The sequence below is a fragment of the Streptomyces sp. HUAS MS02 genome, assembly GCF_055702265.1.
Genome location: NZ_CM146747.1, coordinates 591,873 through 606,822 on the forward strand (window position 1 = coordinate 591,873; position 14,950 = coordinate 606,822).

The window sequence follows — 14,950 nt, forward strand, 5'->3', positions numbered from 1 at the left end:
GTGGGTGCTCGGACTCAGGAGCATGGTCATTTCATGTACCTGGGCCTCGCATGGCAACGCGCCTGGCGTGGCGGGCGGCACAGGCCACCCGAACAGGGGCGCGGACCCTCGTCCCTATGGGCGTCCGCGCGTCGGGCCGACCGCCCTCGGGCCGGCGTACATCGGCGGGGCGGCCTCTCGGTGTGCCGTACGGCGGGCCGCGTACTTGGATGGAGGGGGAACCGCCGGGAAGGCGAGAGGAGCGGGCGATGCGTGAGATCCTGCCGGCGCTCGGCGAGTGGTACGCGGCGGACTCCCCCTTCGCGCTCGCCACCGTCGTCGCGGTCAGCCGGAGCGCGCCGCGCGATCCGGGGGCGGCCATGGCGGTCGGTCCCGGTGACGAGGTCGTCGGCAGTGTGTCCGGCGGCTGTGTGGAGGGCGCCGTCTTCGAGCTGGCCCAGGAGGTCCTGGCGTCCGGCGAGCCACGGTCGGCGACCTTCGGGTACAGCGACGACGACGCGTTCGCGGTCGGGCTGACCTGCGGCGGGGAGATCACGCTCCTGGTGCGCCGGGTGACGGCGGCCGAGGACCCCTCGTTCGGACGGGTCGTCGAGACGGTGGGCGCCGGGCAGCCGGTGACGGTGGCGACCGTGATCGACGGACCGGCACGGCGCGGCGCCACGCTGGCCGTGTGGCCGGACGGGGCCCACGGGTCCCACGGCACCCTCGGCACCCTCGGCACGGCGGGCCTGGACGCCGCGGTGGCCGCCGACGCGCGCGGGGAGCTGGCTCAGGGTGTCACCGGGACCCGGCACTACGGTCCGCACGGCGAGCGGCGTGAGGACACGGTCGCCGTCTTCCTGCACTCGTTCGCGCCGCCGCCCCGCATGCTGGTCTTCGGCGCGATCGACTACGCGGCGGCGGTGGCCCGTATCGGCGACTTCCTCGGGTACCGGGTCACCGTGTGCGACGCCCGCCCGGTGTTCGCCACCCCGAAACGCTTCCCCGCCGGCGTCGAGGTGGTCGTCGACTGGCCGCACCGCTATCTGCGCGGCACCGCCACCGACGACCGCACGGTCGTCTGTGTGCTCACCCACGACCCCAAGTTCGACGTGCCGCTGCTCAAGGAGGCGTTGCGCCGGCCGGCCGCGTACATCGGGGCGATGGGGAGCCGCCGGACGCACGAGGACCGTGCCCGGCGGCTGCGGGAGGCCGGGCTCGGCACCGCGGAGCTGTCCCGGCTGCGCTCCCCCGTCGGCCTGGACCTCGGCGCCCGTACGCCGGAGGAGGTGGCCGTGTCGGTCGCGGCGGAGATGGTCGCGCTGAGGTGGGGCGGCAGCGGGGTGCCGCTGACGGCGACGACCGGGATGATCCATCCGCCGGCCCCGCCCGGGTGAGGCGCGCGGCGTGACCCCGGCTCAGGTCCTGGGCGGCAGTCGGTGCAGGCGCACCTGTGTGAGCGCGCCGTCCGCGACCGTCGCCGTCATGTAGGTGCAGTGGGGCTGTCGACGGCGGTCGGTCGGGGAGCCGGGGTTGAGCAGACGCAGGCCGGTTGACGCGGTCGTGTCCCAGGGGATGTGACTGTGGCCGAAGACGAGGACGTCGGTGTCGGGGAATCGGGCCGCGCAGCGGGATTCGCGGCCCTGGGCGGGGCCGGTCTCGTGGACCACGGCGAGGCGGAGACCGGCGAGGTCGGCGCGGGCCACCTCGGGGAGACGGGCACGCAGGCCGGGGCCGTCGTTGTTGCCGTACACGGCGATCAGCCGCCGTGAGCGGGCCTGGAGGAGGTCGAGGGTGTCCTCGTCGACCCAGTCACCGGCGTGCACGACCACGTCGGCGCGCGGGAGTTCGGCGAGGAGCGGTGCGGGCAGCGCTTTCGCGCGCTTGGGCAGATGGGTGTCGGAGAGGAGCAGCAGGCGCACCCGGCCAGCGTGTCACTCGATGGGGATCTCCGCCCACACCTGCTTCCCGCCGCTGACGGGGACCGTGCCCCACGCGGAGGACATGGCCTCGACGAGGAGGATGCCGCGGCCGCCGGTCGCCTCCCAGCCGATGACGGTGGGTTTTATCGGGGAGCGGGGGGAGGAGTCGGCGACGGAGACCCTCAGGCGGTCGGCGAGCAGCGTGAGGTCGAGGCGGACGCGGCCGTCGGTGTGCACGAGGGCGTTGGTGACCAGCTCGGAGACCACGAGGAGCACGCTGTCGGCCATGGAGTCGACGCCCCAGCGGCGCAGGACGCGCCGGGTGTAGCGGCGGGCCTGCCCGACCGCCTGGGGGACGCGCCACACGCTCCAGTTCTCGCGCTGGGGGCGCAGGGCCATGCCGTCGTAGCGGACCAGGAGCAGGGCCACGTCGTCGTCACGGTTGGCGCCGCCGAGCAGGGTGTCGGCGACCACGCCGAGGTGCGCGGGGTCGGCGGCGGACAGTTCGGCGGCGAGCTGGTCGAGGCCGTCCTCGACGTCGACGTCGGCGGACTCCACGAGGCCGTCCGTGGTGAGGGCCAGCACGGTACCGGGGGTCAGCCGCAGGGGGCTCATCGGGAAGTCGGCCCGCATCACGACGCCGAGCGGCGGGCCGCCCTCGGCCTCACTGATCTCGGTGCTGCCGTTCGGGTGACGCACCACGGGCGGGATGTGTCCGGCACGGACGTACCAGGCGGAGCCCTCCTCCATGTCGATGTCGACGTAGCAGCACGTGGCGAAGAGGTCGGTCTCCATGTCCATGAGGAGCCGGTTGGCGTGCGAGACGACGACGTCCGGGGGGTGTCCCTCGACGGCGTACGCGCGCAGCGCGGTGCGCATCTGGCCCATCAGGGTGGCGGCGCCCGCGTTGTGGCCCTGGACGTCGCCGATGACGAGGGCCACGTGGTTGTCGGGCAGCGGGATCACGTCGTACCAGTCGCCGCCGACCTCCAGTCCGGCGGTGGTGGGCAGATAGCGGGCGACGGCGACCGCGCCGGGCAGCTGGGGCAGCCGGCGCGGGAGCAGGGTGCGCTGGAGCATGCCGACGAGTTCGTGCTCGGCGTCGAAGGCGTGGGCCCGCATCAGGGCCTGCCCGGCCAGGCCCGAGGCGGCGGTGAGCAGGGCGCGTTCCTCGGGGCCGAAGTCGTGGGGGTTGTCCCAGCCGATCAGGCAGGCCCCCGCCATCCGGCCGCCGGCGGGCAGCGGGAGAACGGCGAGACCGCCGGGGCCCACGTCGGCGAGGGCGGGCTCCAGATCCGCTCCGGCGGGCCAGATCCCGGCACGTCCCTCGCGCAGCGCGGTGGCGAGGGTCGGCATGGTGCGCACGGGCGCGTCCGGCCACTCGGAGCGCCACTCGGAGCGCCACACCTCGGGCCAGACCTCCGGCTGCGGCGGATCGAGGACGGTGACGACCAGGCGGTCGCCCTCCAACTCGGCGAGGGCGATCCGGTCGGCCAGGAGCGGTTTGCGCAGGGCGGTCACCACGGCCTGGCTGACGTCCCGGACCGTGCCGGCGGTGGCGAGGGCGGCGGCGAGGCGCTGGATGCGGGCCACGTCGCCGCGCCCGGTGCGCAGGGTGGAGGCGTCGGCGACGGTGCCGACGAGACGGGCGGGCCGGTTCTCGCCGCCGGGCAGGATGCGGCCGCGCAGCCGGAGCCACATCTGCTCGCCGGAGGGCTGGAGGATGCGGAACTCCAGCTCCCGGTCGCCGATGGACATGTGGTCCGCCTCCACGACGGACATCAGCGCCGGCAGGTCCTCGGGCACCGTCAGCGCGATCAGGGTCTCGACCCGGCCGTCGAAGTCGTCCCGGCCGATGCCGAACAGGTCCAGCAGCCCGTCGTCGACCTCGACCCGCCCCGTGTCCATGGCGAGGTCGAACGAGGCCCCGTGTCCGGCGGGCGGGGCGGGGGTGGCTTCGGCGGCCGCCTCGGCGAGCAGGCCGAGGCAGTGCCGGCCCTCGGCGTCGAAGGCGTCCGTGCCGTCGCCGACGGCCACCAGACAGCCGCGCTCGCGCAGCGGCAGCACGCCCAGCGAGAAGCCCTCGGGGTGGGCACGGCGGAGGTCGGCGCCCAGGGAGACGTCGGTGCCCCTGGAGACATCGGCGCCCTCGGGAACGCCAGGGCCCTCGGTGCCTTGCGAGGCCTGCTCGCCGTCCGCGACACCGGCGCCCTCGGAGACGTCGGTGACCTCGGGAAGGCCAGGGCCCTCGGTGTCCTGGGGGGCGTCGGCGCCCTCGGAGACGTCGGTGCCCCCCGAGACACCGGCGCCCCCGGGGACGTCGGCGTCTCGGAGCAGGTCGGCGTCCCGGAGCAGGTCGGCGTTCTGATGCGGGTCGGCGTGCTGGTGCGGGGCGGTGGAGACGAGCCAGAGCGGGCGGCCCGAACGGCACGTCTCGGCGACGGGAGCGGTGCCCGAGGCCGGATAGCTGTCGGAGAGCCCGTACAGGTTCCTCGGCACGCCGGCGGAGGCGGTGAGGGAGAGCGCCTCGCCCTCACCGTCCGGGAGATACACGGCGGCGACGGTCGCGCTGGTGAAAACGAGCACCAGTTCGAGGATGGCGTGCAGGCGCTCGTGCGGATCGAGATCGCCGCCGAGCGTCTTGAGCGCGAGTTCGGCACGCAGCGTCCTCGTTCCCTGTTCCGCAGCGCCCTCACTGACCACGTCCGCAATTACAGCGCTTCCGGCACGCTCGCGCAGCCCCTGGGACCGTTCCGCGAGGCCAGGACCCGCCGCGGGAGGCCGCCAGGGTTCGAAAGAAGCCGAACAGATCTTTACGCGTGCGTTCCGCACAGTGGTCGTGTGACAGGCATGACGGGTCACTGGTGACAGCCGTGACTGTCGGGCACCGGGGCGGGCTGGAAGGCTCGTCCTCACCCGGCCCAGGGGGCGACGGCAGTGACGGCACACGACCCGGGGGACGCGCATGGACAAGCGGTACGAGGCGTACGCGCTCGCCGACCGACACTTCTACGAGACACCGGACCGGCTGTCCGCCGGTGACCGCGCCGGCACGGCGGCGCCCGGCTACGAGACGGCCGGGCGCGCGGTCCCCGAAGGCTGGCGGGCCGCCCGGATCGGGGACTGGCTGACGCTGACCCCGGTCGACGACGGCGGGCGGCCCCGTCCCGGGCCCACCCAGGGATGGAAAGTGCACGCCTCCGCCACCCGGGGGAACGCGGACCGTGTCGCGGCGATCGTGTGGGACTACTGCGTGCCCCGGCGGATCCCGTTCAAGTTCGTGCCGGGCCCTCATCTGCTGCACTTGCGCAACGCGAAGTACGCGGCCCGCGACACCAGCGGCAAGTTCGTGACCGTCTACCCGGCCGACGAGGAGCAGCTGCACCTCGTCCTGCGCGAGCTCGGGGCGCTCCTGGAGGGCTTCGAGGGGCCGTACATCCTCACCGACCTGCGCTGGAACGACGGACCGCTGTACGTCCGCTACGGCGCCTTCGCCCGCTCCTTCGTCGTCGACGAGCGCGGCACGCTCGTCCCGGCCGTCCGTGACGGCGCGGGCACGCTGGTGCCGGACCAGCGCAGGCCGACCTTCCACGTCCCCGACTGGGTGACCCTGCCCGCGTTCCTGGAGCCGCAGCTGGCGGCACGCAACACGACCACGGTCGGCGAGCTGCCGTACCGCATCGAGAAGGCGCTGCACTTCTCCAACGGCGGCGGCGTGTACGTCGGCACCGACACCCGCGACGGGCGCCGGGTCGTCCTCAAGGAGGGCCGCCCGCACGCCGGGCTGGCCGCCGACGGGGCCGACGCGGTCACCCGGCTGGAGCGGGAGAAGGCCGCGCTGGAGCGGCTGGCCGGCCTGGGGGTCGTGCCCGAGGTCCGCGACTGGTTCACCCTGGGCGACCACCGCTTCCTGGTCATGGACTTCGTCGAGGGCCGCCCGCTCAACTCCTACGTCGCCGAACGGCACCCGCTACTCGCCGCCGACCCCGCACCGGGCGCGGTCGCCGCGTACACGGCGTGGGCGTTACGGGTGCACCGGGCCGTCGAGGAGGCGGTCGAGGCCGTGCACGCGCGCGGGGTCGTCTTCAACGACCTGCACGTCTTCAACATCATGGTCGCGCCCGACGAGCACTCGGTGTCGCTGCTGGACTTCGAGGCGGCGGCGCCCGCGGAGGAGAACGGCCGCCAGGTCGTCGCCCACCCCGGATTCCTGGCGCCCCCGGACCGCACGGGCCCGGACGTCGACCGCTACGCCCTCGCGTGCCTGCGCCTCGCGCTGTTCCTGCCGGTCACCTCGCTGCTGGTGGTGGAGCGGGAGAAGGCCGCGCATCTGGCAGCGGTGATCGCGGAGCAGTTCCCGCAGGTGCCGCGCGCCTTCCTGGACGAGGCGGTGGCGGAGATCACCCGCGACACCGACCTCGGCATCAGCATGGGTACCGGCACCGGCACCGGCACCGGCACCGGCACCGGGGAGCGGACGCCCGCACCGGTGGCACGGACCCGGGCCCCCGCGACCGGGGCGGCCATGGAGGCCGGCTGGTCCCTCGCCGAGCCCGGCGACTGGCCCTACAGCCGTGACTCCATGGTCAAGGCGATCCTGGCCTCCGCCACACCGGAGCGCGACGACCGGCTCTTCCCCGGCGACGTCGCCCAGTTCTCCGACGGCGGCGGTCTCGGCCTCGCGCACGGCGCGGCGGGGGTGCTGTACGCGCTCGCGGAGGTCGGCGCCGAGCGCTACGAGGAGGGCGAGCGCTGGCTGCTCGACCACACCGACCCGGTGCCGATCGGCACCCCGCTCGGGCTGTACGACGGCCTCGCGGGCGTCGCCCACACCCTGGAGCGGCTGGGGCACCGGCAGCGCGCCCTGGACCTGGTCGAGCAGGTCCTCGGGGAGAAGTGGCACAAGCTCTCGTCCGACCTGCGCGGCGGGCTCGCCGGGCTCGGCCTGGTCCTCGACGAACTGGCGCGGACGACCGGTGAGTCCGCGCTGCGCGACCACGCGGCGCGGGCGGCCGACCTCCTCGTGCACCGTCTCGCCGAGCCCCGGCCCGCACCGCCCCGCCGCCGAGCCGGCCTGCTGCGCGGCGCGAGCGGACCCGCGCTGTTCCTGCTGCGCCGGTACGAGGCGACGGGCGAGCGCGCATGGCTCGACGCGGCGGGCGAGGCGCTGCGGCAGGACCTGGAGTGCCTCGTCGTGCAGAAGAACGGCGGGCTGGCCGTCGACGAGGGCTGGCGGACCATGCCGTACCTCGGCGACGGGAGCGTGGGCGTCGCGATGGTGCTCGACGACCATCTGACGGCGAGCGGTCCCACCGGCACCGGCGCAGATACCGGCACGGCCACGGGCGCAGACACGAGCCTCCTGGCGGACGAGTACACCAGGGTCCGGGCGGGTGTCCTGACCGCCGCGACCTATCGCTTCTACGCGCAGCCGGGGCTGTTCGAGGGGCGCGCCGGGATGATCCTGCACCTCGCCCGGTCGGGGGCCCCGCGCGAGCGGCTGGCGGAACAGATCGCCGCCCTCGGCTGGCACTCGATGCCCTACCAGGGACAACTGGCCTTCCCCGGCAGCCACTTGATGCGGCTCTCCATGGACCTCGCCACCGGAACGGCGGGGTGCCTGCTGGCACTCGGCGCGGCCCAGGCCGCCGCCGACACCGACGCCACCGCGCACCTTCCGTTCCTGCCGCCGCCGCGACGGCGGCCCCATTGACGCGGCTTCGCCGTCCGGCGCGGTCGTGACGCACCACCCCGTCCCCACAAGGGCCCGTTCGCGGGCCATCGATCGAAAGGAATCGACATGGCACTTCTCGACCTGCAGACGATGGAAGCCGACGAGACGACCGGCACCGGCGGCCCCAGCTCCCTGAGCGTGCTGTCCTGTGTGAGCGCGGCCAGCATCACGCTCTGCCTCTGATCCGAGCGGGGCGTCCCGGCCACCCGGGACGCCCGTCGGACCGGCACGGCGGCTGAGTCGCGCCGACAGCTCCGGACGGCTCCTCTCCCCTGTCCGGGGAGAGGAGCCGTCCGGAGCTCATCCGTCTGTCATCCATCCGGTGTCATCCATCCGATGTCATCCATCCGGCCGTTCATCCGGTCGTCCCACGTCAGGACGGGTATGACGACCCTCACCGAAGGCGGTGCCCGCGGCCCGGCGGCCGTGTCCGTCCCCCTGCTGCGTTCGACCGTCCGGCACTCCGCCCCCCGTTGTACGGCCCTGACGCTCGTGTCCATGGCCTCGACGGGGGCGAACCTGTTGTTGCCGATCGCGCTGGGCCGGGCCCTGGACCTGCTGCTGGCGGGCGACCCGGACGGCTCGGCCTGGGTCCTGCGGTGCGCGGCGCTCGTCCTCGCGGCGGCCGCGCTCGACGCGGTCGAGACCGTGCTCGGCGGCACCACGAACGCCCGGGCGACCGCGTGGCTGCGCCACCGACTCGTCCGGCACGTCCTGGCCGTGGGGCCCCGGGCCGGCTCCCGGTTCGGCCCGGGGGACCTGGTGGCCCGGCTCGTCGGGAACGCGGCCCAGGCGGGCACGGCCCCCGCGACCGGCGCCGCGCTCGTCGCCGCGCTCGCCGGGCCCCTGGGCGCGGTGGTGGCCCTCGCTCTGATCGACCCGCGGCTCGCGGCGGTCTTCCTGATCGGCGCCCCGCTGCTCGCCCTGGTGCTGCGTACCCTCGCGCGGGACTCCTCCGACTGCGCGGCGCGCTACCAGCGGGCCCAGGGCCGTATCGCGGGGGGCCTGGCCGAGGCCGTCGCCGGACACCGCACGATCGCGGCCGCCGGCACGGCCGACCGCACCGTCGCCCGCGTCCTGCGCCCCCTGCCCGAACTCTCCCGCCAAGGGCACCGCATGTGGCACGTCCAGGGGCACGCCGCCGCCCGCGCGGCCACCGTGGCCCCGCTCCTGCAGCTCGCCGTCGTGGCCGGTGCCGGGGTCCTGCTCACCCGACAGCACCTGTCCGTGGGCGAGTTGCTGGCCGCGTCCCGCTACGCCGTGCTGGCCGCGGGCGTCGGCGTCCTGGTCGGGCAGCTCTCGGGCCTGGTCCGCGCGCGGACGGCGGCCCGGCGCCTGGACGCGATACGGAGCGAGCCCGCGACCGAGTACGGGGAGCGCGCGCTGCCGCCCGGCGGAACGGGGCGGCTGGAGCTGCGCTCCGTGACCGTCCGCCGGGGTGGGCGCGCCGTGCTGGACCACGTCGATCTGGTGGTGCCGGGCGGCACCACCGTCGCCGTCGTGGGCCGGTCCGGTGCGGGCAAATCGCTGCTCGCGGCGGTGGCCGGGCGGCTGACGGATCCGGACGACGGGGAGGTGCGGCTCGACGGGGTGCCCCTGCCGGAGCTGGACCGCCGCGAGCTGCGCCGGGCGGTCGTCCAGGCCTTCGAACGGCCGGCCCTGCTGGGTGGGTCGGTGGAGGACACCATCGCCTTCGGCACCGGTCGCCCCTCCCCCGCCCGGATCCGGGAGGCGGCCCGCGCCGCGCACGCCGACGGCTTCGTCCGCCGTCTGCCCGACGGCTACGCCACGCCCTGTGCCGACGCGCCCCTGTCCGGTGGTGAGGCCCAACGCCTGGGCCTGGCCCGCGCGTTCGCCCGCGACTGTCGTCTCCTCGTGCTCGACGACGCCCTCTCCAGCCTGGACACCCTCACCGAGCACGACATCACCGACGCGCTTCTTCGCCCCACCACCGGAGGCAGCCGGCTGCTCATCGCCCACCGCGTCACCACGGCCGCCCGCGCGGACACCGTGGTGTGGCTGGAGAAGGGGAGGGTGCGGGCGGTGGGACCGCACACGGAGCTGTGGCACGACACGGAGTACCGGGAACTGTTCGGAACGCGGGCCCCGACCGGCAAGGACGGGGGCGACGCCGCTCGCGACGGCACCGCGGCTCACGACGACACCGCGGCACAGGACGCGTCGCGCGGAGGGGGCCGATGAAGGAGGCCGGGGGACGACGAGGCCCCACCGGGGACCCCGGAACCGGAGCGACGCGCTCCGCGCACACGACCGGCACGAACCGACCGGGACACGCCGACGTGACGCCGGGGACCGAGCACACCACCCGCGCGACGCGGACCCGGCGGGGAGACGCGGCGTCGCGGCGGCCGGGTGAGCCCGCGTTCGGGCTGTTGCGCCGGGGACTCCGGTTTCTTCGGCGGCGGGGGTGGGTCGTCGTGCGGCTGGTTCTGTGGTCCGTGCTGGAGACGGGGCAGACCTTTCTGATGGGGTACGCCCTCGCGCGGGCCCTCGACGACGGTTTCCTCGCGGGGCGGGCAGGCGTCGGCCTGGGCTGGCTCGGGGCCGCCGCCGGGGCGGTGGTGCTCGGGGCGCTGGGCACCTGGCGGGTGTACGCGTGCGTGGCGGGGCTCGTGGAACCGTTGCGGGACCGGCTGGTGCGCGGGGTGGTCGACCGGGGGGTCCGGGAGGCGGACGGCGGGGCCCTGTCGGGGCTGACCCAGCAGGTGGAGATCGCCCGGGACACCTTCGCCGGACTCGTCATGGTGTCCCGCTCGTTCCTGTTCACCTCCGCCGGGGCCTTCGTCGGGCTCTTCTCGCTGGCCCCGCCGCTGCTGCTGGTCGTCGGCCCCCCGCTGGTCACCGGCGTGGCCCTCTTCCTGGTGACGCTCAGGCCCCTGGCCCGCCGCCAGGAGCGCTTCCTGGTCGCCGACGAGGCCCTCGCCGACCGGCTCGGGGCCGTCTGCCCGGGGCTGCGGGACATCACGGCGGCCGGCGCGGAGATCGCGGTCGCCGCCGACACCGGCCGGTGCGTCGACGCCGAGTTCCGGGCCGCGCGATCCCTGGCCCGCTGGGGCGTCGCGCGGGTCGCCTCCCTCGCGATCGGCGGCCAACTGCCCGTCGTACTGCTCCTGGTGGCCACCCCGTGGCTCCTGGACCAAGGGGTGACCGCGGGCGCCCTGATCGGCGCCCTCGCCTACGTCACCCAGTCCCTCCTCCCCGCCCTGCAGAACCTGGTCCACGGCCTGGGCACCAGCGGCTCCCGACTCGCGGTGGTGCTCCGCAGACTGGCCCCGGCACCCGCCCCACGGCCCCCGGACGACACCCCGCGGCCCTCGACGCGCGCCCCGTCGCCGACGCACTCCACCGTCTCCGTCGACGCCACCACCGTCTCCGTCGACGCCGCCGCCCGCGCGGCCGACCCGCCCGACGCGGTCTCCGGGGACGCCCTCTCCCTCGCCTCCGTCACCTTCGCCTACGGCTCCTCGGGCATCCCCGTCCTCGACGGCTTCGACCTCCGCCTCCCCCACGGCACGCACCTGGCCGTCGTCGGACCCAGCGGTGTCGGCAAGTCCACGCTCACCGGGATCGTCGCGGGTCTCCTGCACCCCCGGCACGGCACCGTCCGCTTGTGTGGGCGGCCGGTACCCGGCGCCACATCCCGCGCACACCGGGTGCTCATCCCGCAGGAGGCGTACGTCTTCGGGGGATCCCTCGCAGAAAACCTCGGCGAGCTACGGCCGAAACCCGTGCCCGAGGACGAGTTGTGGGCCGCCGCGGAGGCCGTGGGACTCACCGAGGTGATGGTCCGGCTGGGCGGCCCGGCCGGAGAGGTCGACCCGGGCGCGCTGTCCGCCGGGGAGCGGCAACTCGTCGCGCTGGCGCGGGCGTACCTGTCGTACGCGGAGGTGGTGATCCTCGACGAGGCGACCTGTCACCTGGACGCGGAGGCGGAGGAACGCGCGGAGCGGGCGTTCGCGCGCCGGCCGGGGACGACCCTCGTGGTCGTCGCGCACCGCCTCAGCTCGGCCCGCCGCGCGGACCGGGTGCTGGTCATGGACGGACGGTCCGTCGCGTACGGGGACCACGACGGACTCCTGGCCCGCTCACCGCTGTACCGGGACCTGGTCGGCGCCTGGTCCCCGGTTCCTACGCCGGTGAACTCCCCCGGCGCCTCAGAGCCACCCCTCCCCCTGCGAGATCCTGATCGCGTCGATCCTGTTGCGCGCCCCCGTCTTGCGGGTGATCGCGGCCATGTAGTTGCGCACGGTCCCGTGGGAGAGGTGCAGGCTGCCGGCGATCTCCGCGACGGAGGCTCCCTCGGCAGCCAGGGATAACACGCTCAACTCCCGCCGTGTCAGCGGCATCTCGGCGGCCTTGAGGAAGCCGAAGCCGAGCGAGTCGTCGATGAAGCGTCTCCCCCGGGCGACCTCGTGGATCGCGGACACCAGCCGCTGCGGGGAGCCCTCCTTGTCCACGTAGCCGAGGGCACCCGCCTCCGCCGCGCGCTTGAGCAGGCCCGGTCTGCCCGCGTGCGCGAGGACCAGCAGGCCGGGGGGCGGGCCGCCCGCGCCGCGCAGATCGGCGAGCGGCGGGATGCCGACCGCGTCCGCGCAGTCCAGGTCCACTGCGCAGACCTCGGGCCGCAGGGTCCGCACCCGCCCCGGCGCGGTGCGCCAGGACGTGTGGAACACCGTCAGGTCGGGTTCCCGGCGGAGCCACTCCGCCAGCACCGATCTGACCAGACACTCGTCGTGCACGAGAAGTACCCGGATCACGTTCGCCCCTCCGCCTGCCGGCCACCGATGTCCTCCGCTCAGCGCGTGCCCATTGTTGGCGCCCCCCACCACGCCCGGGCGCGAAGAACCAGCCATCGGGGTGCGTGGGGGCGCACTCGCGGCGCCCGTGCGCGATGCCGCGCATCAGCGCGGGGGCATGGCGTGGGCGAGAGGGGGTACGGCGGAGTGTCCGAGGCCGCCCCTCGCCGTGCGCGGGCGGCCTCCAGGGAGGAGCCTTGACCCTGGGGTCTGCCGCACGGTCGTGCGAGGAGGTGGTCGGCATGTCCGACGTCCACGCGTCAGGAGCGCGGACGACCGTCGAGACGGGACGCGTCGGCCATCCGCTGCTGTCGCTGGCGCTGGCCGCGATGATGGACGACGTGCAGGCCCACTCCGGCGCGGTGTATCTGCTGACGCCGGACGAGCCGGTCCTGGAGATGGCCGTCATGGCGGGGCTGCCGAGGTCGTTCGCCGCGCCCTGGGAACGGGTGGGACTGAACTCGCCGATCCCGGTCTCCGACGCCGTACGGGGGCGGCGGCTGGTGTGGGTCAGCGGCGAGGAACAGATGGCCCGCCGCTATCCCCGGATCGCCGTGGTCCTGCCTTATCCGTTCGCCCTGGCCGCGCTGCCGGTGGCGACCCGCGACACCGTCTACGGCGCCGTCTTCCTGACCTGGCCCGGCTCCCACCCGCCGGAGCTCAGCGAGCGCGAGCGGGACCAGCTGACCTCGGCCTGCGACCGGCTCGCGATGCGGCTGCGGCGCGCCGAGGAGGAGGGCCGCCCGGTGCGGCCGGAGCCGGACCTGTCGGCGCCGTCGACGACCACGGTCGCGGGGACGCTCGGCACGGTGGAGGCGGCGCGGATGGTGGCGCGGCTGCCGTACGGGATGTGCGCGCTCGATCTGCACGGGCGGATCACCTTCGCCAACGCGGCCACGGCCGAACTGCTCGGCATCCCGGTGAGCGGCCTGCTGGGCACCCAGCTGTGGGCGTCCGTGCCGTGGCTCAACGACCCCGCCTACGAGGACCGGTACCGGGCGGCCCTGATGAGCCAGCACGTGACCTCGTTCGTGGCGCTGAGGCCGCCGAGCGACTGGCTGTCCTTCCGGCTGTACCCGGGGGCCAACGGTCTGAGCGTTCGGATCTCCCGGGCCCGGGCGGTCGCCGAGGCCGAGCACGCGGCGCGGGAGGAGGGCCACGGACCGGGCCGGCTGGTGACCATCCACCACGTGCTGGCGCTGGCGAGCGCGCTCACCGAGGCGGTCGGGGTGCAGGACGTGGTGGAGCTGGTGGCCGACGAGATCGCCCCGGCCCTCGGCAGCCAGGCCCTGGTGATGCTCGGCTCACGCGCCGGGCGCCTGCATGTGCTCGGGCACCGCGGCTACTCCGACCCGCACCTCGTCGAGCGTTTCGACGGGATGCCGCTCACCGCGGCGATGCCCGGGGCGCACGCCCTGACCACCGGGGTGCCGGCGTTCTTCGAGTCCCGCCAGCAGCTGGAGCATCTCTACCCGCTGCGACAGGAGACTCCGGACGGGCTGGGCGCCTGGGCGTACATCCCGCTGATCGCCTCGGGGCGGCCGGTGGGCACCTGGGTCCTCGGGTACGCGGAGCCGCATTTGTTCCCGCCCGAGGAGCGCGCGGTGCTGACCAGTCTCAGTGGCCTCATCGCCCAGGCACTGGAGCGGGCTCTGCTGTACGACGCCAAGCACCAGGTGGCGCACGGCCTCCAGAAGGCGCTGCTGCCGCACTCGCTGCCCTCCATCCCGGGCATCGAGTCCGCCTCCCGCTATCTGCCCGCCACCCGTGGCATGGACATCGGCGGCGACTTCTTCGACCTGGTCCTCTCCCACGGGAGGGCGTCGGCGGTCATCGGCGACGTCCAGGGGCACAACGTGACGGCGGCGGGGCTGATGGGGCAGATCCGTACGGCCGTGCGCGCGTACACGACCGTCGGACAGACGCCGGAGGAGGTGATGAGCAGCACCAACCGGCTGCTGATCGACCTGGGTTCGGAACTGTTCGCCAGCTGTCTGTATCTGCGGCTGGACCCGGAGCACGGGACGGCCGTCATGGCGCGGGCCGGGCATCCGCCGCCGTTGCTGCGCCGGCCGGACGGGAAGGTGCGGGTGCTCGACCTCGCGGGCGGTCCGCTGCTGGGGATCGACGCGGAGGCCACGTACCCGACGACGGAGGTGGCGCTGACGGAGGGTTCGGTGCTGGCCCTGTACACGGACGGACTGATCGAGTCGCCGGGCGTCGACATCGAGGACGCGCTGGCGGACCTCGGGGAGCGGCTGTCGACGACCGGGGAGCGGCCGTTGGACGCACTGGCCGACGGTCTCGTACGGGAGACCGAGGCGGCGCAGGAGCGGGCGGACGACGTGGCGCTGCTGCTGCTCCGGGCCACCGGCTCCGCCGGGTGACGCCGCCGCACGTGTTCGGTCCGGCCCTCCCGCCGGAGGGCCGGACCGTGCCATCTGCCGGCCGGAACCGCTGTGGGTGAGCCGGCGGATGGGTCGTGGGGCGACGGGCGG

The 14,950-nt window shown here is 74.8% G+C and carries 8 protein-coding genes and 1 pseudogene; 6 read left to right on the forward strand and 3 right to left on the reverse strand.

Annotated elements, in window-relative coordinates:
• The first annotated feature begins 248 nt into the window (after positions 1 to 248).
• Complete coding sequence (locus ACZ9QC_RS02630; protein ID WP_472918606.1) at positions 249 to 1,376, forward strand: XdhC family protein; 1,128 nt, start codon at positions 249 to 251, stop codon at positions 1,374 to 1,376.
• A 21-nt stretch (positions 1,377 to 1,397) separates the two neighbouring features.
• Here ACZ9QC_RS02630 and ACZ9QC_RS02635 read toward each other — a convergent pair whose 3' ends face one another.
• Positions 1,398 to 1,901 carry a metallophosphoesterase family protein gene (locus ACZ9QC_RS02635; protein ID WP_472918607.1) on the reverse strand — a complete coding sequence of 168 codons (504 nt, stop codon included), beginning with the start codon at positions 1,899 to 1,901 and terminating at the stop codon, positions 1,398 to 1,400.
• A gap of 12 nt (positions 1,902 to 1,913) precedes the next feature.
• On the reverse strand, positions 1,914 to 4,604 hold the full coding sequence (locus ACZ9QC_RS02640) for a SpoIIE family protein phosphatase (protein ID WP_472918608.1): 2,691 nt from the start codon (positions 4,602 to 4,604) through the stop codon (positions 1,914 to 1,916).
• Between the two features lie 262 nt (positions 4,605 to 4,866).
• On the opposite strand from ACZ9QC_RS02640, the gene lanKC reads away from it, so the two are divergent.
• The 4 genes from lanKC to ACZ9QC_RS02660 all read left to right on the forward strand — a co-directional run bounded on the left by lanKC (position 4,867) and on the right by ACZ9QC_RS02660 (position 11,972).
• Complete coding sequence (gene lanKC, locus ACZ9QC_RS02645; protein ID WP_472918609.1) at positions 4,867 to 7,614, forward strand: class III lanthionine synthetase LanKC; 2,748 nt, start codon at positions 4,867 to 4,869, stop codon at positions 7,612 to 7,614.
• 87 nt (positions 7,615 to 7,701) lie between these two features.
• The gene (locus ACZ9QC_RS02650) at positions 7,702 to 7,818 is read left to right on the forward strand and encodes a SapB/AmfS family lanthipeptide (protein WP_005483995.1); all 117 of its coding nucleotides are present in this window, start codon (positions 7,702 to 7,704) and stop codon (positions 7,816 to 7,818) included.
• Positions 7,819 to 8,019: 201 nt separating this feature from the next.
• Positions 8,020 to 9,837 carry an ABC transporter ATP-binding protein gene (locus tag ACZ9QC_RS02655; RefSeq protein ID WP_472918610.1) on the forward strand — a complete coding sequence of 606 codons (1,818 nt, stop codon included), beginning with the start codon at positions 8,020 to 8,022 and terminating at the stop codon, positions 9,835 to 9,837.
• A gap of 284 nt (positions 9,838 to 10,121) precedes the next feature.
• Complete coding sequence (locus ACZ9QC_RS02660; RefSeq protein ID WP_472921987.1) at positions 10,122 to 11,972, forward strand: ATP-binding cassette domain-containing protein; 1,851 nt, start codon at positions 10,122 to 10,124, stop codon at positions 11,970 to 11,972.
• Here the strand turns inward: ACZ9QC_RS02660 and ACZ9QC_RS02665 are convergent.
• A pseudogene (locus ACZ9QC_RS02665) lies at positions 11,895 to 12,509 on the reverse strand (LuxR C-terminal-related transcriptional regulator); the annotation flags it as partial. The gene ACZ9QC_RS02660 and the pseudogene ACZ9QC_RS02665 sit on opposite strands and share 78 nt — an antisense overlap.
• A gap of 185 nt (positions 12,510 to 12,694) precedes the next feature.
• Between ACZ9QC_RS02665 and ACZ9QC_RS02670 the strand changes: the two are divergent.
• Positions 12,695 to 14,839: a SpoIIE family protein phosphatase gene (locus ACZ9QC_RS02670; protein ID WP_472918611.1), complete on the forward strand. Its 2,145-nt coding sequence runs from the start codon at positions 12,695 to 12,697 to the stop codon at positions 14,837 to 14,839.
• Positions 14,840 to 14,950 lie beyond the last annotated feature (111 nt).

Coding starts and splice junctions, on each gene's coding strand:
- ACZ9QC_RS02655 (WP_472918610.1), top strand. CDS start 8,020: ATGACGACCCTCACCGAAGGCGGTGCCCGCGGCCCGGCGGCCGTGTCC.
- ACZ9QC_RS02670 (WP_472918611.1), top strand. CDS start 12,695: ATGTCCGACGTCCACGCGTCAGGAGCGCGGACGACCGTCGAGACGGGA.
- ACZ9QC_RS02660 (WP_472921987.1), top strand. CDS start 10,122: ATGGGGTACGCCCTCGCGCGGGCCCTCGACGACGGTTTCCTCGCGGGG.
- lanKC (WP_472918609.1), top strand. CDS start 4,867: ATGGACAAGCGGTACGAGGCGTACGCGCTCGCCGACCGACACTTCTAC.
- ACZ9QC_RS02630 (WP_472918606.1), top strand. CDS start 249: ATGCGTGAGATCCTGCCGGCGCTCGGCGAGTGGTACGCGGCGGACTCC.
- ACZ9QC_RS02650 (WP_005483995.1), top strand. CDS start 7,702: ATGGCACTTCTCGACCTGCAGACGATGGAAGCCGACGAGACGACCGGC.